Origin of the sequence: Psychromonas arctica, assembly GCF_036697365.1 — a bacterium.
Taxonomy (GTDB): domain Bacteria; phylum Pseudomonadota; class Gammaproteobacteria; order Enterobacterales; family Psychromonadaceae; genus Psychromonas; species Psychromonas arctica_A.
In genome coordinates, this window is sequence record NZ_JBAHZA010000003.1 from 119,050 (window position 1) to 137,661 (window position 18,612).

The 18,612-nt window shown below is 37.9% G+C and carries 15 protein-coding genes; 11 read left to right on the forward strand and 4 right to left on the reverse strand.

What is annotated here, in order from left to right; translation table 11 throughout:
• The first annotated feature begins 162 nt into the window (after positions 1 to 162).
• The 9 genes from V5290_RS04620 to alr all read left to right on the forward strand — a co-directional run bounded on the left by V5290_RS04620 (position 163) and on the right by alr (position 10,152).
• Complete coding sequence (locus V5290_RS04620; RefSeq protein WP_333382361.1) at positions 163 to 1,770, forward strand: anthranilate synthase component 1; 1,608 nt, start codon at positions 163 to 165, stop codon at positions 1,768 to 1,770.
• A 3-nt stretch (positions 1,771 to 1,773) separates the two neighbouring features.
• The gene (locus V5290_RS04625) at positions 1,774 to 2,388 is read left to right on the forward strand and encodes an aminodeoxychorismate/anthranilate synthase component II (RefSeq protein ID WP_333382363.1); all 615 of its coding nucleotides are present in this window, start codon (positions 1,774 to 1,776) and stop codon (positions 2,386 to 2,388) included.
• Entirely contained in the window at positions 2,389 to 3,411 is a 1,023-nt protein-coding gene (trpD, locus tag V5290_RS04630) for an anthranilate phosphoribosyltransferase (protein WP_333382365.1), read from the forward strand.
• The gene (trpCF, locus tag V5290_RS04635; RefSeq protein ID WP_333382366.1) at positions 3,404 to 4,810 is read left to right on the forward strand and encodes a bifunctional indole-3-glycerol-phosphate synthase TrpC/phosphoribosylanthranilate isomerase TrpF; all 1,407 of its coding nucleotides are present in this window, start codon (positions 3,404 to 3,406) and stop codon (positions 4,808 to 4,810) included. Before trpD ends, trpCF begins: the two co-directional genes overlap by 8 nt.
• 49 nt (positions 4,811 to 4,859) lie before the next feature.
• Complete coding sequence (gene trpB, locus V5290_RS04640; RefSeq protein ID WP_333382368.1) at positions 4,860 to 6,047, forward strand: tryptophan synthase subunit beta; 1,188 nt, start codon at positions 4,860 to 4,862, stop codon at positions 6,045 to 6,047.
• Positions 6,047 to 6,871: a tryptophan synthase subunit alpha gene (trpA, locus tag V5290_RS04645; protein WP_333382370.1), complete on the forward strand. Its 825-nt coding sequence runs from the start codon at positions 6,047 to 6,049 to the stop codon at positions 6,869 to 6,871. The genes trpB and trpA overlap by 1 nt, the downstream gene beginning before the upstream one ends.
• Positions 6,872 to 6,892: 21 nt before the next feature.
• A complete protein-coding gene (locus V5290_RS04650; RefSeq protein WP_333382372.1) occupies positions 6,893 to 7,462 on the forward strand; it encodes a septation protein A in 570 nt (189 codons plus the stop codon).
• Between the two features lie 339 nt (positions 7,463 to 7,801).
• On the forward strand, positions 7,802 to 9,061 hold the full coding sequence (locus V5290_RS04655) for a D-amino acid dehydrogenase (RefSeq protein ID WP_333382374.1): 1,260 nt from the start codon (positions 7,802 to 7,804) through the stop codon (positions 9,059 to 9,061).
• 8 nt (positions 9,062 to 9,069) lie between these two features.
• The gene (gene alr, locus V5290_RS04660; RefSeq protein ID WP_333382376.1) at positions 9,070 to 10,152 is read left to right on the forward strand and encodes an alanine racemase; all 1,083 of its coding nucleotides are present in this window, start codon (positions 9,070 to 9,072) and stop codon (positions 10,150 to 10,152) included.
• Between the two features lie 78 nt (positions 10,153 to 10,230).
• Here alr and V5290_RS04665 read toward each other — a convergent pair whose 3' ends face one another.
• The 4 genes from V5290_RS04665 to djlA form a co-directional block, all read right to left on the reverse strand.
• Positions 10,231 to 11,700, reverse strand: coding sequence for an HD-GYP domain-containing protein (locus tag V5290_RS04665; protein WP_333382378.1), 1,470 nt, complete (start codon positions 11,698 to 11,700; stop codon positions 10,231 to 10,233).
• 297 nt (positions 11,701 to 11,997) lie between these two features.
• The gene (gene dapD / locus V5290_RS04670) at positions 11,998 to 13,026 is read right to left on the reverse strand and encodes a 2,3,4,5-tetrahydropyridine-2,6-dicarboxylate N-succinyltransferase (protein WP_333382380.1); all 1,029 of its coding nucleotides are present in this window, start codon (positions 13,024 to 13,026) and stop codon (positions 11,998 to 12,000) included.
• Between the two features lie 279 nt (positions 13,027 to 13,305).
• Positions 13,306 to 13,833, reverse strand: a complete 528-nt coding sequence (locus V5290_RS04675; protein ID WP_333382382.1) for a DUF2937 family protein — start codon at positions 13,831 to 13,833, stop codon at positions 13,306 to 13,308.
• A gap of 35 nt (positions 13,834 to 13,868) precedes the next feature.
• Positions 13,869 to 14,684, reverse strand: a complete 816-nt coding sequence (gene djlA, locus V5290_RS04680) for a co-chaperone DjlA (RefSeq protein ID WP_333382383.1) — start codon at positions 14,682 to 14,684, stop codon at positions 13,869 to 13,871.
• 221 nt (positions 14,685 to 14,905) lie between these two features.
• On the opposite strand from djlA, the gene lptD reads away from it, so the two are divergent.
• Positions 14,906 to 17,287, forward strand: a complete 2,382-nt coding sequence (lptD, locus tag V5290_RS04685; RefSeq protein WP_333382385.1) for an LPS assembly protein LptD — start codon at positions 14,906 to 14,908, stop codon at positions 17,285 to 17,287.
• Between the two features lie 10 nt (positions 17,288 to 17,297).
• Positions 17,298 to 18,611 (forward strand): peptidylprolyl isomerase SurA, encoded by a 1,314-nt coding sequence (surA, locus tag V5290_RS04690; RefSeq protein WP_333382387.1) that lies wholly within the window; start codon positions 17,298 to 17,300, stop codon positions 18,609 to 18,611.
• The last annotated feature ends 1 nt before the right edge of the window (position 18,612 follow it).

An 18,612-nucleotide genomic window follows, 5' to 3' on the forward strand; every position in this document is an offset into this window, starting at 1 on the left:
CTATTTTAAAGCTCGCATATTGCGGGCTTTTTTCATATTTGGAACACACAAAAGTAAAACAGGTAAACCATGATCATTTTAAACACAGCCCTTACTTGGCGATGGCAAATAAAACTTAGATAACCACTCTATTTGCAATCACTAATTTTTAAGGACTTAATTATGAACACGCACCACCCAATCGGCACATTAAAAACGATCGAAGCACCCTGTCACTATATCCAAGACTCATTGGGGCTATTTCAAAAAATCAGTGCTGACAGTCATCATCACCTTCTTTTTGATTCAGCAGAAATAGAAAGTAAAGCACACTTAAAAAGCTTAATTTTGGTCGATGCTTGTTTAAAAATTACCTGTCATGGTCTAACCGTTACGCTAGACGCGTTAACCGATAATGGTAAAGACCTACTTACTTTCATTACACCTAAATTTTCAACGCAATTAATTACCGCACAGCAGCCAAGTCAGTTACAACTTACTTTCCCACAGTCAGATACCAGTGGAGATGAAGACCAACGCCTGAAGTCTGCATCGCCAATGGATGCCATTCGCTGTATCGTAGAACGCATTAAAAAAGCATCAACACACTCAGAAGCCTTATTTCTTGGTGGTGTATTTGCTTATGACTTCATTGCAACATTCGAACAGCTATTAGATGTGCCTGATGGAGAAAATACAACGCCTGATTACCTATTTTATGTTGCAGAAACATTAATGCTACATGATCACCAAACCCAACAAGGTGAAATACTGGGCAGCGTGTTTGGAGGCTTATATTCTGATGAAAGCGAAGCTCGTATTGCAAAACGTATCAATCAATTACAAGGTTTCTGTACTGATTTCATTGCTCCTGTTAATCAACAGGTAAGCATTAATGCCCATGTAGAAGTTGATATTAGTGATCAAGAATACTGCGCCATCGTAGATGAGTTAAAAACTAACATTGTAAAAGGTGATATCTTCCAAGTTGTTCCTTCTCGAAGCTTTTCATTGCCTTGCCCAGATCCTATTTCTGCTTACCAAAAATTAAAAGAAACGAATCCTAGCCCGTACATGTTCTATTTAAAAGACAGTGATTTTGTTCTATTTGGTGCGTCACCAGAAAGTGCGATTAAATTTACGAAGAGCACGGGTGATGTAGAAATTTACCCTATTGCAGGTACGCGTCGTCGTGGCTTTAACCCTGATGGAAGTATTAATAAAGATTTAGACGGTCGTTTAGAACTAGAACTACGCCTAGATAAAAAAGAAACTTCAGAACATCTTATGCTAGTTGACTTAGCGCGTAATGATGTCGCTCGTATCAGCCAGCCTGGTACTCGTCACGTAGCAGATTTGTTACAAGTTGACCGCTACAGTCATGTTATGCACTTAGTCTCACGCGTTGTTGGTAAATTGCGTGAAGATTTAGATGCCTTGCATGCTTACCAAGCTTGCATGAATATGGGGACATTGGTCGGAGCACCAAAGATCAGCGCTTCAAACTTAGTACGTAAAGTAGAGAAAAAGCGTCGTGGCAGTTATGGAGGTGCCGTCGGTTATATTAATGGTAACGGTGATATGGATAGTTGTATTGTTATTCGCTCTGCTTTTGTAAAAGAAGGTATTGCCCATGCGCAAGCGGGTGCAGGTGTTGTTTATGACTCTGTTCCACAATTAGAAGCCGATGAAACACGTAGTAAAGCCGCAGCGGTCCTTAATGCAGTGGCACTTGCCCATGGCACCACACTTAAAGCAGTGACAGCCAATGCCACTGAGCAAGGAGAATAAACCATGACTTCTACTGTAACTAATAAAGCAACCTTATTCTTTCTTGATAACTTTGATTCGTTTACTTACAACCTAGTAGACCAATTTAAATCATCAGGTTACCCGGTGAAAATCTACCGTAATAGCCAAAGTGCAGCGCAAATTAAAGCGCATATTGATGCCTGTGAAGGTGAAGTAGTATTAGTATTATCACCAGGCCCAGGCACCCCGAGTGCTGCAGGTTGTATGATTGACTTAATCTCCCTATGTAAAGGACAAGTGCCTATATTAGGGATATGTTTAGGGCACCAAGCTTTAATCGAACAATATGGTGGTATTGTTGGACAAGCTGATGAAATTCAACATGGTAAGTCATCATTGATTAACCATTGCGCTGACAAAATGTTTGCAGGTTTATCTTTACCGTTATCCGTAGCACGTTACCACTCGTTAGTAGGCACTCAAGTACCAAGTGCATTACAAACTGTGGCAGATTATAACGGCATGTGTATGGCAATCTATCAAGCACAAGATAAGGTGATCGGTTTTCAATTCCATCCAGAGTCTATTTTGACCTGTGAAGGCGCACAATTACTAGAAAATAGCCTTAATTTATTGACTGAATCGGAGAATCATTAAATGAGTGAATATAATGTATACCCAACGTTAGAGCTGCTATATCAAGGGCAATCTCTCTCTGAATCAGAAAGCCAAGCATTCTTTGAACAAGTAGTCTTAGGTGAAATTGACCCAATAGTACTTTCTTCTGCATTAACTGCGCTTAAAATGAAAGGGGAAACGCCTGAAGAAGTAACTGGTGCTGCGAAAGCATTATTGGCACAAGCGAAGGCTTTTCCTCGTCCAGATTATCCGTTTACCGATATTGTTGGCACCGGTGGTGATGGCCTAGGTACTATCAATATTTCAACAGCGAGTGCATTTGTTGCAGCAGCTTGTGGTGTGAAAGTATGTAAACATGGAAGCCGTAGTGTTTCTAGTAAGTCTGGTTCATCGGATTTATTGGCTGCATTTGGTGTTAATTTAGACATGTCACCAGAAACAGCACGACAATGTTTAGATGACTTGAATGTATGCTTTATTTTTGCACCAAGCTACCATGCAGGTATGCGCTTTGCTGCTCCAGTGCGTGGCGCATTAAAAACTCGTTCTATCTTCAATGTACTAGGGCCTCTGATTAATCCAGCCCGACCTGAATTTGAATTAATGGGTGTGTACGCGCCAGAACTACTTAAACCGATTGCGCAAGTGCACCAACAATTAGGTATGAAACGTGTAATGGTGGTTTACGGCAGTGGTTTAGATGAAGTGGCGTTACATGGAGCCACTCAGGTAGCAGAATTACACAATGGTGAAATAACTGAATACACGCTTACCCCAGAAAACTTTGGTGTTGAACACCACCCTGTTGAAAGTATTTTCGGTGGTACTCCAGAAGAGAACAAGCAAATTATTGAACAAATTTTACAAGGTAAAGGTACTGAAGCACAGCAATCTGCTGTCGCAATTAATGTATCGGCATTACTCGTTTTAAACGGTAAAGCAGAAAACTTTAAAGAAGGCGCTAAAATGGCCCTTAACAGTATGAAATCAGGTCAACCTTTAACACTATTAAAACAACTTGCGGAGCAAAGTAATGCTTAATGACCAAAGTTTACAAGATACAATTTTAGGCAAGATTGTTGATGACAAATTAATCTGGGTTGAACAACGTAAACAACAACAACCTTTGATTAGCATTAAAGACAAGCTAATAGAAAGTGATCGCCATTTCTACCAGGCGCTGGACCAAGACGACAGTGTATTTATTCTAGAATGTAAAAAGGCATCTCCTTCAAAAGGATTGATTCGTGAAGAATTCGATTTAGATTTAATTGCCAGTACTTACAAAAACTATGCCTCTGCTATTTCAGTTTTAACCGACGAAAAATACTTCCAAGGTGATTTTGAGTATATAAATACCGTACGCTCACAGGTGTCTCAACCGGTTATCTGTAAAGACTTTATTGTTGACCCATACCAAATCTACTTAGCAAGATACTACCAAGCAGATGCAATTTTGTTAATGCTATCAGTATTAGATGATGATGCTTACCAAGCTTATCGAGATACGGCTCATAGCTTAAACATGGGAGTATTAACTGAAGTCAGCAATGAGCATGAATTAGTAAGAGCTATTGCCTTAGGTGCTAAAGTAATTGGTATTAATAATAGAGACTTACGTGATCTGAGTATTGATCTAAACCGTACCAAAGAGTTAGCAGTTAAGATTCCACAAGACCGCATTGTTATTTCTGAATCAGGCATATATAACCATCAACAAATAAAAGACCTTAGTGCTTACGCAAATGGTTTTTTAGTCGGTAGTTCAATCATGTCACAGGCAAATATCGACCTTGCTTGTCGTAAATTGATTTTAGGTGAAAACAAAGTATGTGGTTTAACACATGCACGTGATGCTGCAGATGTACATAAAGCAGGTGCGGTTTACGGCGGATTAATATTTGCTGAAAAATCACCTCGCTACGTGGAATTAGAGCAAGCTCGATTAGTCATGTTGGGTGCTCCACTTGCTTATGTCGGAGTTTTCCAAAATGAAGAAGTTGAGTTGGTCGCTTACACTGCTAAAAACCTAGGATTAACTGCAGTACAACTACATGGTGATGAGTCACCTAAATACATCAAAGAGTTACTTACAGTCTTACCTAGCACTTGTGAGGTTTGGAAAGCACATGGTATTACTGACAGTTTACCCGAGTTTGAAAAATACAATGTGAGCAAACACATTTTAGATACACGCGTTGGCGAACAAAGTGGTGGTACTGGGCAACGCTTTGACTGGACGTTACTTAATCAACAAGAGTGCGATAAAAACAGCATTATCATCGCTGGCGGCCTAAACCCTGATAATGCACAACAAGCTGCATTAATAGGATGTGCCGGATTAGATTTTAATTCAGGTGTTGAATCTGCTCCAGGTAAAAAAGACGCTGAAAAATTGAACCGCAGCTTCTCTGAAATTCGTCGATACATGACGCGATAAATAATGTTGGTATTAGACAACATTAAACCGATTAAAAGGTAATATAAAAATGGAAACATTAAACGCTTATTTTGGTGACTTTGGTGGTATGTATGTGCCACAAATATTAGTCCCAGCACTAAAACAACTCGAAGCTGAATTCTTAAAAGCGCAGCAAGATGAATCATTTCAAGAAGAGTTTAAAGAGTTACTAACAGAATATGCTGGTCGCCCTACTCCGCTAACTTTATGCCGTAATCTAACCAAAGGTAAAAAAACCAAATTATACCTAAAGCGTGAAGATTTATTACACGGTGGAGCGCACAAAACTAACCAAGTATTAGGTCAAGCTTTATTAGCAAAGCGCATGGGTAAAACAGAAATTATTGCTGAAACAGGCGCTGGCCAACATGGTGTGGCAACGGCCTTAGCTTGTGCATTACTTGGTTTAAAATGTCGAGTTTACATGGGAGCAGTAGACTGCGAACGTCAAAAACCTAACATGTTTAGAATGCGCCTAATGGGTGCAGAAGTGATTCCAGTTACCTCTGGCTCTTCAACATTAAAAGACGCATGTAATGAAGCACTTCGAGATTGGGCTGGTAGCTACGAAACTGCTCATTATCTATTAGGTACAGCTGCAGGACCGCATCCTTTCCCTACTATTGTGCGTGAATACCAAAAAATTATTGGTGAAGAAGCTAAGAAGCAATGTTTACGCAAAGAAGGCATCTTGCCTGATAAAGTGATCGCCTGTGTGGGTGGTGGTTCAAATGCTATTGGTATTTTCGCTGACTTTATTGAAGATGAAAATGTCCAATTAATTGGTGTAGAACCTGGTGGTCATGGAGTAGAAACAGGCGAACATGGTTGTCCGATTGCTTGTGGTACAGACGGTATTTTCTTTGGTATGAAATCACTAATGATGCAAGATAACCATGGTCAAATTCAAGAGTCTTACTCAATTTCTGCTGGTTTAGATTTCCCATCAGTGGGGCCACAACATGCTCATTTAGCAAAAATAGGCCGAGCAGAATATGTTAATGCAACCGATGATGAAGCACTACTTGCATTCAAAGCATTAGCCGAGCAAGAAGGTATTATCCCTGCTTTGGAATCATCACATGCCTTAGCACACGCATTAAAAATTATTGAACAAGATGATAAAGAGCAAGTCATTATCGTAAATTTATCAGGACGTGGTGATAAAGATATCTTTACCGTCGCAGACATATTTGAAGAGAGAGGTATGATCTAATGGCACATGCTCTACAATCACAACGATACGCAAAATTATTTGAAAAACTAGAAAAAGCGAACCAAGGTGCCTTTGTTCCATTTGTGACAGTTGGTGACCCTGATCGCGAACAGTCTTTGAATATTATTGATACTTTGGTTAAAGCAGGCGCCGATGCGCTTGAGTTAGGTATTCCGTTCTCTGATCCCGTTGCCGATGGCGTGGTGATTCAAGATGCTTCAATTCGAGCACTAAATTCTGGTACAACACCGCAAGTATGCTTTGATATCATTAAAGAGATTCGAGCAAGACACCCTGAAACACCTATTGGGTTATTATTGTATGTTAACCTTGTATATCGTAATGGCATTGAATCCTTCTACGAAGAGTGTAAAGCCGCTGGCGTTGACTCTATTTTGATAGCTGATGTGCCTTTACATGAAAGTGCAGCATACCGTGCCGCGGCAGATAAAGCTGGTTTACAACAAATCTTTATTGCTCCACCTAATGGCGACAAAGCAACCTTAAAACAAGTCGCTGAATATGGACAAGGCTATACTTATCTACTCAGCCGTGCCGGAGTTACTGGCGCAGATGCTAAAGCTGGAATGCCTATTGAACATATGCTTGAAACTCTAGGCGAGCATAATGCACCACCTTCGCTATTGGGTTTTGGTATTTCCCAACCTGAGCAGGTTGCAGACGCTATCAAATCAGGTGCAGCTGGTGCTATTTCTGGTTCTGCTGTGGTTAAAGTAATTGAGCGTAATCTAGGTGATCCAGATAAGATGCAGTCAGAAATGACTGAATTTATCAGCGCAATGAAAGCTGCAACATTAAAATAATAGCGACATAAAGAGAGTGACATGAAACAATTTTTTGAATTTATACCTTTAATTATCTTTTTTATTGTTTATAAAATGGTTGATATCTATGCTGCGACTGGCTCGTTAATTATTACTACGGGTTTGTTGCTAGCTTATAACTACTTTAAACACGGTAAAGTAGAAAAAATGCACGTGATCACTTTTTTAATGGTGCTAATCTTTGGCTCATTAACGTTAATTCTTCACGATGATCTTTTTATTAAATGGAAAGTAACCGCGGTTTATGCGCTCTTTGCTATTGCTCTACTCGCGAGTCAATATATATTTAAAAAACCAATCATTAAACAAATGTTGGGTAAAGAAATTACTCTACCTGAAAACGTTTGGAAGAATTTAAATTTCGCGTGGGCTGTATTCTTTTTTATATTGGGTTTATTAAATATTTATGTGGCTTTTTATATGGCGGAAGATGTCTGGGTTAACTTCAAGGTATTTGGCCTATTAGGCGCAACCATTGTCTTTACATTGATTAGTGGTGTTTATATTTATAAATATTTGCCTAAAGAAGAAGATAAAACAAAAGACCAAATAGATGCTGATAGTGAATAATTTTTATAATTGGTTAATTTAGTTATAAAGTATCCACATTAAACTCGTAGATTATAAAATCCAATACAGTAACGTATTGGATTTTTTTTAAGAAAGAAAAGTAAGCTTAAAATCACTTCCTATTCCCCTTTTCAAGATTTCTGTGACAGAACAATTATTATGCATATTTCAAAGTGAATATCTAATACCCATTAAAAATATAAGTCTATTAAGATTAAAACGCTAAATTTAATGTTATTTTTAGTGTTTTATTCTGAAAGAAATGTAAATACAAACATTAATAATGATCAATAGCCATTACTATGAGATTTCTAATGGATGATTATTTTTGGAATAATAATGAAAGTTTTAATTTTAGGTTCTGGTGTAATAGGCGTAACAAGTGCATGGTACTTAGCTAAGTCCGGCCATGATGTAACTGTCGTTGATAGACAATCTACAGTTGCTAACGAAACTAGTTTTGCTAACGCAGGACAAATTTCACCTGGATATTCAGCACCTTGGGCTGCACCAGGCATTCCAATCAAAGCAATGAAGTGGTTAATACAAGAACTAGCTCCTTTAAAAATTAACTTTAAAGATCTCGATACAGAAACGATGCTTTGGATGACTAAAATGGTTGCCAACTGTAATACGTCTGATTACCACATCAATAAGTCTAGAATGATGCGTGTTGCTGAATACAGCCGAGACTGCTTACGCGATATTCGTCGTGAAATTAATATCGAGTATGATCATAGAACTCAAGGTACTTTACAAGTATTCCGTACAGATAGCCAAGTACAAAGCGCTAAAAAAGATATTCAAGTTCTAACTGAGTGTGGTGTTGACCATACAGTTTTAAGTGCTGATGATTGCTTAGGTTATGAACCAGCTCTTAAGCACACAATTAATAAAATTGTTGGCGGTCTACATTTACCGAATGATGAAACTGGTGACTGTCACCAATTTGTAACTGAGCTATCGAAAGATTGTGAGCGTATGGGTGTTAAATTTATGATGGACACCAACATCCAAAAGCTTAATAAACAAGGTGGTGAAATTGTTAGTGTATCGACTGATAAAGGCGAACTCACTGCAGACAGTTACCTAATGGCGCTAGGTTCATATTCAACTCACATGTTAGCTAACGTAGGCATTAAAGTACCTGTTTACCCAATTAAAGGTTATTCACTTACTCTACCTATCGAAGATTTTTCTGCTGCCCCTGAATCGACAGTAATGGATGAAACCTATAAAGTAGCGATCACTCGTTTAGGTGACCGAATTCGAGTAGGTGGTACAGCTGAAATTAGTTCTTACAATATGGCGTTATTAGAAAAACGTCGCAAAAATATTGAATTTTCTATCGCAGATCTATTCCCACATGCAGCTGACTTAGCGAAGGCAGAGTTTTGGACTGGTTTACGCCCAATGACGCCTGACGGCACACCTATTCTAGGTAAAACTAACATCGATAACTTATTCCTCAATACTGGTCACGGCACATTAGGTTGGACCATGTCCTTAGGCTCAGCAAAATTTGTTAGCGATGTGATGAATGATAAGCAACCAGAAATTGATGATGCTGGTTTATCAGTTGACCGTTACGCGAAATAGGATTCAAAATGGCTAGACCTGCAACGGCAGTTATTAAATTAAGTGCAATTAAACAAAATTATTTATATGCTAAATCATTAGCCACGCCCGCTAAAGCAATTGCAACGATTAAAGCAAATGCTTATGGGCATGGTGCAATCCAAGTAGCCAATGAATTAAGTGATGTCGCCGATGCTTTTGCAGTGGCGTGCATCGAAGAGGCAAAAGAGTTACGCGATGCTGGTATTGAACAGCCTATCTTATTATTAGAAGGCTTTTTTACTGCTGATGAATTAACTTACATCAGTGAGTATAACTTATGGTGTGTTGTACACAGCCAATATCAAATAGATGCAATTAAGCAAAGTAACGTTCAAAAACCGATTAATGTATGGTTAAAAATGGATACTGGTATGCATCGTTTAGGTTTTTTACCTAAGCAGTACGCAAATGCATGGCAACAGCTTGAAAAGGTGGCACAGGTAAATAGCCTTACGCATATGACACACTTTTCTTCTGCTGATGATTTAAGTTCATTACGTACTCAACAGCAAACTGAATTATTTTTAGAAACAGTTGGAGACTTACCTGGCGACATTAGTATTGCAAACTCATCAGCAGTATTAAGCAAAGCGATGCCAGACAGAGTTCAATGGGTTCGTCCAGGCATCATGCTATACGGCTCTTCTCCTATTGATACCCCTGAAATGGCGAAATCATTAGCACCAGCAATGACATTTAAAGCAAAAGTTATTTCTGAACGTATTATCGAAGCAGGTGAATGCGTTGGTTACAATGCTCTTTGGGAAGCAGACAAGCCGAGTAAGATTGGTACAGTATCTATTGGTTATGCAGATGGCTACCCGAGACATGCTGGCACTGGTACACCGGTTTTAGTAAATGGCCAAAAAAGCCAATTATTGGGGCGAGTGGCAATGGATATGATCATGATTGATCTGTCTATGTTTGAAGACCAAGATTGTATTGGTTATGAAGTAGAGTTTTGGGGAGATAACATTCCAGTTAATGAGATTGCACAATGTGCTGATACCATTGGCTATACTTTACTTTGTGGTATATCACGCCGTGTAAATAAGCAGTATGTAAAGTAATTATAAGATCGATTAAATTTAGTTTGTTCAATCTTAGTTATAAGAAAGACCTGTCAGTAAAACTGATAGGTCTTTTTTTTAAGCAGCTAACTGGTCACTACTATCTTGGAACTGTGCAGCAATTTCTATAAATTGGTCTTCTACCGCTAAAAAAGCCGCAATAACAGCTGGATCGAAATGTGTACCCTGCCCCTCTAAAATAATGCCCTTTGCTTTATCATGGGAAAAAGCAGGCTTGTATACTCGCTTACAAATTAATGCATCATACACATCAGCTAAAGCCATTAATCGACCTGATAGAGGAATATTTTCACCTTTAAGCTGGTTAGGATAACCTGAGCCATCCCATTTTTCATGATGCGTTAGGGCTATCTCTTTTGCGATCTCTAAAAAGGAGCTACTTCCTAATTGTTTCTCTGCAATAGATAATGCATCAGCACCAATTTGCGCATGTCCTTTCATGATCACAAATTCCTCATCTGTTAATTTACCTGGTTTGAGTAAAATTTTATCCGGTATACCAACCTTACCAACATCATGTAAAGGAGCAGATTTATATAATAAATCAATATAATTAGGTGTTAATAATTCCCTGTATTTTTCAGTTAAACTTAAATTTTTAGCCAATACTTTTACGTACTCTTGCGTGCGTAAAATATGCGCACCTGTTTCATTATCGCGTGATTCAGCTAAGGCTGATAAGCTGACAATGGCAACATCACGAGTTGTTTGCACTTCATTTTGAGCAAACTGTAAACTATCTAACATCGAGTTAGTGAGAGAAGCTGTGGAACCAAACTCGTCAAAACCAAATACAGGTAAACGTGTATCAAGTTTCCCCTGTTTAACGTTGGATAATGCACTTTCTTGACTTAATAAAACCTGTCTAATGACTTTAGCCCATAAACGCATTACAGCTATCGCATACCCAGTGACAATAGCAGCAATAAATAGTAACTCTTTAATGACACTAATTTGTCCACTGCCATCTGCCACTAACTCGGGATTATGCTTTAGCCAGAAGATATCTTTCACGGCAACCATAGTTAACGCACCAGTTAAAATAAGTAATAGAAATACAACTAAAGCAATCATTTGGTTAACTATCGAAGTTCGGTTGCCTAATAATTGATAGCTGAAATCTCCCTTTTCTTGCATCTCATTCATATGAGCTAATTTGGCAGAGAGTTGCAAAATACAACCAGTGAAAAAACCAAATAAGGCCATTCCAAATAAGACTTTGGCATTACTATCTAAACCAAAGTCATAAAAAATATTGTAAACAAGCGTTAAAGGAATACTGGCAATGAAAAAACACCAAGTGTCTAATTTAATTTGCTGGTTACTTTTATTTAAATAGTGATCTGCTAATAAAAAGTGGCGTACTAAAAAAAGGCTGGTAAACATCAGTGCAACATGAACAAATACTTCGGTAAAGGTTAATGTGGCTAAGAAAGGGCAAACTTTACCGCCATAGCTACCAAATAAAATAGCGGCAAGTGCATATAACTTCAGCGTAAGTGATGCATTATAGTGAGTCTTATCCATTAAATTTCCTCTTCTTATTTTCCATTTGACACTCTACTTCATCAGTACAAAGATGAGTATAGGCACAAATAAACCAAACTACCTCTTTTGTACTATATATAGGCTAAGTTAAAAATACTAAGCAAATGCATCTCAAAATAAAATCAGAAGATTACGGAGGAGATTAATACGAGAAAATGGAGCGTTTTAACAAACAAAATAGATTAATCTATTTATTGTGATTGGAATAATAGTAATTATTTCTTCAGTTATAAAAAAGGCTACCCGAAGATAGCCCTAGCACTAAATAATATTTATTTAGTTTGAATGCAGCATGCTGTTTAGTTCAACGGCACTCTTGTTAGCCAAGCACTCGATTTGACCTGTGATCGAGTTACGACGGAACAATAAATCATCTTTATTCGCTAGGTCACGTGCTTTAACAAAACCAGCATCATTACCTTCATTATCTAACATTTTAACTTTAGATCCTGCTGTTACGTAAAGACCTGATTCAATTGTACAACGGTTACCCATTGGGAAGCCTAAACCAGCATTTGCGCCTAATAAGCTATTTTCACCAATCGCAACAACCATTTTACCACCGCCAGATAAAGTACCCATGATTGAAGCACCACCACCGATGTCACTACCTTCACCAACCATTACGCCAGCAGAGATACGGCCTTCTACCATGCTAACACCCGAAGTGCCTGCGTTGAAGTTAATGAAACCTTCGTGCATTACCGTTGTACCTTCACCAACGTGCGCACCTAAACGTACACGTGATGTATCTGCAATACGAACGCCTGCAGGTACTACGTAATCAACCATTTTAGGGAATTTATCTACGCAATCTACAATGATAGTTTTACCTTTTAGTCGAGCTTCAATTTGACGATCTTTTAGTTCAGGAAGATCGATAGCGCCTTTATTAGTCCAAGCGATGTTATGAAGTAGACCAAAGATACCATCTAATACAACACCATGTGGTTTAACTAAACGATGTGAAATAAGTTGTAATTTTAAGTAACCTTCTGCAACGCTTTGTGGCGCTTCGTCTGTTGCTAAAATAACTAATACTAAAGTCTGTTTTGACTTTGCAGCCGCCACAGCAAAGTCAGCATTATCTGAATCATTTTCGCCATTGAAGGCAGCTGCTAATTGTTCTGTTAGAGAACGATCAATTTCGATAACTTGGTTGCCACCTTGGTAACCAACGATAGCAGCAATCGTTGCCACTAAATCTTCATTTGGGTTTAAAATAGGATTTGGGAAAAACGCTTCGATAATTTTTTGATCGCGGTTTTTAGTAGCAGTACCAAATGCAAGAGAGAAAGTAGACATGATTTAAGCTCCGATTTAAAAGTCTATTAGAAATAATAAAGTGCTAATAATAGAGAAGCCACGCAATAGATGCAAAACTAAAATGCCATAAGCAATAACTATTTAGAGAAGCTTGATAATAAATCATTTCTGTTCTGGTTAACTGAAGCCAAAAATAATATAAAATCAGAGAGTTAGCTTATTGATTAGGTAATACTGTTAGTGATAAACAGTGAAAGACAAATTGTTTATCAAGAAAAATTTATTGATAAACTTTAACCCAGAAGCCTGTATGAGTAATTAGTTAAGTGTGACGTTAAAGCGACGAAAAACATATGAAATAGCGTATTTAAACAGGCCTAACATTATTTCTAGAATAACCATTAATATAATTGCAACACTCACCCCAACAACTATAGCCTGTTGATTCAGTACAATATTTGCTTGATAGTTTTGCCAGGTTTGCTTAACAATCGGTGAATTGACGTGTTGTATTAAGTTCAACAATCGATGCCATAAAGGTTGTTGCAGTTGATCAATTTGTATTTGTAATGTTTTTACCCGTTGATAATTAGCAGAAATGACTTTGGCCTCATCTCGAAACACATTTTCATTACTATTGAGGTGCTGTTGAATAAGTGCGGTTAAATTACCTTCAAAGTACAAATCTGCTAATGACTGAAATTTAGCAAGCTGAGCTTGAGCTTCAGTAAAATGTCCTTGTAAACGTGTTTCATATTGATGTAAAAAACTCGGTAATTGCAAACCAATCAGTAAACTAAAAGTGAAGACCAATTGTAAGCTATAACGCTTAATTACCGAGTACATTATTTATTTAAAACCACGTTTATTTAAACACACTGTTATTTGAAACCGCGGCTAGTACGTAGGACTTCATAAGCTTTTTGAATATCCTGTGCCTTTTCTTTAGCAAGCTCCATCATCTCTTCAGGTAGACCTTTTGACGCCAATTTATCGGGATGATTTTGACTCATCAATTTACGGTAAGCTCGCTTCACTTCTTTATCTGTAGCACTGCTTTCTACGCCTAAGACCTTATACGCATCAGCTTCTGATTCAGCCTTATTGTATTGTTGCCCACCTTGGCTACCACGATGGAAATGTTGTTGACCTTGAATCATTTGAATTAATCTATCTAATTCAAAACGAGAAAAGCCTAACGTTTCAGCAATAGTGTATAAAATTGCTTGTTCATTTTGGTCAATTTCACCATCAGAACATGCAACTTGTACTTGGATTGCCAAAAACATTTGTAATACGTTACGCTCACCATGCAGACCACGTTTAAACTCTTGTAATCTATCCACTAAAGCAAAATCAGCGCTTTTACCTTCAGTAAACGCAGTTTGTGCTTGGGTACGGGCTTCACCATGCAAGTTCATTTGATCCATGTAAGCGTTTGCTACTTGGATATCCGTTTGTGTAACCTGACCTTTAGATTTTGCAACATGTCCCATTACTGAAAAAGCAGTAACAAAGAATAGCTTTTGTTTTTCTGCGCTATTTCCACGACCGCCTAAAATACCATCTTGCATATTAAAGTTACGTCCCACAGCAACATCAAAACGATGGCCCAACCACACACCTAAGATCAGACCTAAGAAATGTCCGAACATAAATCCAAAAAGACCACCTAATAATTTGCCCCATATGCGCATAACTAATAATTACCTATAAATTAAGAAAAAATTCAATCTGTTTATTATTTTGACTAACTCTGAAACGATTTGCCAATTATTTGTACTAAATAACAAAAATACACACGTATTAATCAATCAAAGATTGGAGCAAGCATCAGTTTACTCTATTATATACGCCATATTATTGTTTCTGCTTAGCGTTTATTATTATTCTTCTAAGCACTTGTTGTGAGTTATCCATGCTAAAACTACTACCTTTATTGTTTATAATCTCCCCCATTGCAAGTGCAATAGCACAGGAAGTTGATAATAGTGAGTTAAAAGACCATGTAAATAATACAGATAATGGCTCAGAAAGTTCAGAAAACCCTGAGCTTAATGAGCAAGAGCTTTTTTTCCAACAGTGTTATCAGCAGGTTCCTCGTATTACAACACGTACTAGCAACTTAGACAGTACTCAAATTCCTGTAAGTGTTGATGCAGATTCACTTAAAGGACTCGATGGTGAAATTATCTATCAAGGCGATGTGAACCTAGTTCAAGGTGACAAAAGTCTGAATACAGATAAATTAGTTTATAATCGCAACACAGCTCAGGCTAATGCGATAGGTAATGCTCGCTACGTGGATGGGCAGGTAACTTTATTAGCTGACCAGATTGATACCAACTTTAAAACCGATGAGTCTTCAATATTCCAAACAGAATTCCAATTCCATGGCCAAGGCGGCCGCGGTAGTGCAGATGAGGTACATGATAACGGCAAAGGCTTTTACGAACTAAAGTCATCAAATTACACTGCTTGTCCACCTAACGATATTACCTGGAGCTTAGATGCCTCAACGTTATATATCGACCAAGAAGAAGATATGGGCACCGCTTGGAACGCCGTACTAAGAATTAAAGATGTGCCGGTTTTCTATTTCCCTTATATCAGTTACCCATTATCTGATACGCGTAAAACAGGTATTTTATTCCCTACTTATGAATACTCGTCGGTTAATGGGTTAACCTACAAGCAGCCTATATATATCAATATTGCACCTAATCAAGATGCAACAATCACTCCTACTTATATGCAAAATCGTGGCATGTTAGTCGCCGCTGAATATCGTTACCTGTTTGGGATTGGTTCAGGGACTGCTCAGCTTGAATACCTCTCCGATGACCGTATTCGTAAAGATGACGATGGTAATGACATTGGTGACCGTTATTTAGTGCATCTTGATCACTCCGTTGACTTTGGACAAAACTGGGGCTTTGAGGCTGACTACAACAAAGTTAGTGATGAATATTACTTCAGTGATATCAGTACTGATTACGGTACACGTAGTGATAACCAATTATTACAAACCGCGCAATTAAGTTACACAGAAAACAACTGGAATAGTGAATTAGAAGTAAGAAATTTCCAAGTACTAGAAAGTGATGATGACGATGATTCTTCACATATTGTGTTACCTAAACTTGCTTTCAATGCGCACAAACCACTGAACTGGAAAAGCTTACAGTTTGATTTGTATTCTGAAGTTACCCGATTTACTCATGATGACGATGACGTATACACAGGTACGCGTGTACATGTAGAGCCTAAAATATCTTTACCTTTATACTATGATTCAATGTTTGTTAACACTGAACTGAAATATATGTTGAGTTACTACGAACAAGATTTAGATAACGCAACCAAGTATGACTGGTATGACGATTTAGAAGAAAATGAAGTGCGTAACCTGCCTTCTTTCAAAATTAACTCAGGTATTAACTTAGAGCGTGACTTAACTTGGTTTGGCGATGATTACCGCCAGACATTAGTACCTCAACTTCAGTACTTATATGTGCCTTACCAAGATCAATCTGGTATTGGTTTATACGATACGACCACTCTTCAACAAGATTACTACGGTCTGTTCCGTGATAACCGTTATTCAGGATATGACCGTATTGCAGAAGCAGATCAACTTACTTTTGGTGTTTCAACAAGCTTCTTAAACGCACAAGGTAAAGAGAAATTACGCTTTGCAGTGGGCCAAAACTACTACTTTTCACAATCACGCACCGTGTTACCAAGTGACGATGACGACGATGATGATACTGAACTAAATAAATCATCGATAGTAGCAGAGCTAGATGTTAACTTTGAAAATGACTACTTTTACCATGCTGGTATCGAGTGGAATAGTGATCAAAACTTTATCCGACGAGCTAATACTACTTTCGAAAAACGCTGGGTTGGCGACAACTATATGCAACTAAGTTACCGTTATTACAAAGATGACCAAGATGCAGACTGGGATGAAATCGTTAATCAAGTGGGGACAAAAGTAAACTGGTCTCTAAACACTCAATGGTCAACATTTGCGAGTTATTACTACAATGTCGACTATGACAATAGTTTTGAAAGTATTATCGGTGTTAAATATCAGTCATGTTGCTGGGCAATTGGTTTAACGTATGATCAACATTTACTTTCTTATTATGGTGACGAGAACAGTTACGATGATGATATTGAAACAGAAAGAAGTGTTAGTTTAACATTAGAATTAAAAGGTTTAGGTGGCGTTGGCACTTCTGGTGCTGATGATGGTCTATTCGACTATGGCCGTCCATTTTATTTAAAGTAATAGGTAGAAAATGAATTTATCAAAACGAATTTTAAGTGCTCTTATTGTAGTAAGCACATTATCGCCATTCGCGAATGCAGCAGAAATAGAAGTCGATAAGATCGAAGCCGTGGTTAATAATGAGTTAATACTCACCAGCGATATGATTAGCATGAAACGTGATTTAACAAAACGTTACCAGGAGAGTGGACAAAGCCTACCTGATCCCAAAAACTTAGATAAACAAGTATTGGATAAATTAATCAGTGATCGCCTACAACTTCAAATTGCAGAGCGCATTGGTCTGCGCATCAATGATTCTCAAGTTGATCAAACCATTGCAGAAATAGCAAAAAATCGTGGTACAACAGTTTCTGGTTTACGTGAAGAACTTGCGTCTTCAGGCATCAATTACAAAGCATTTGTAGGTAATATTCGTGACGAATTAACTATTAATGAAGTGCGCCAAATACAAGTACGTCGCCGCATTAGCATTTCCGATCAAGAAGTAGAACAAGTAATTAACCGTATTAAACAAGCTGGCGAAGAAAAAACAGAATTGCGTTTCGCACATATATTATTAAAAGTAGCTGAAGATGCATCACCTGAAGAAAAACTAACAACTGATAAAAAAGCAGAAAAATTAGCAGAACAAATAAAAAATGGAGCAAACATTCAAACACTTGCAGTGGCTAACTCAGAAGGTCCAAAAGCTGGAGATGGCGGTGATTGGGGTTGGAGAAAGTTAGACGATATACCGAGCCTTTTTGCTGAACAACTTTCAGAAACTAACACCAAAGGTGAAGTAGTAGGTCCTTTCCATACAAGATTAGGTGTTCATATCATCAAAGTATTGGATAAAAAAGGTGGCCAAAATATTATGACTGAAGAGGTTAAGTCACGTCATATTTTAATTAAACCAAGCATTATTTTAAGCGAAGAAAAAACCCAAGCTTTATTAGCAAAATTACGCCAGCAAATCTTAGATGGAACAAAAACCTTTGAAGAATTAGCGAAACAATATTCACAAGACCCAAGCTCAGCTGTAAGAGGTGGTGATTTAGGTTGGGCTGATCCAAATGTTTATGTACCTGAGTTCCGAGATATTGCACAAACTCAAGAGATAGGTGAAATTAGCCAACCTTTTCAAACTACACATGGCTGGCATATTCTGCAAGTGTTAGATAAGCGAGAGTCTGACACCACTGAAAGTGCTACCAAACAAAAAGCCTATAACTTAATTTACAGACAACGCTTCCCTGCTGAGGCTTACGCCTGGTTAAATGAATTGCGCCAAGAGGCTTATATTAAAATCACCAATCCTGAATACATTATCGAGGAGTAAA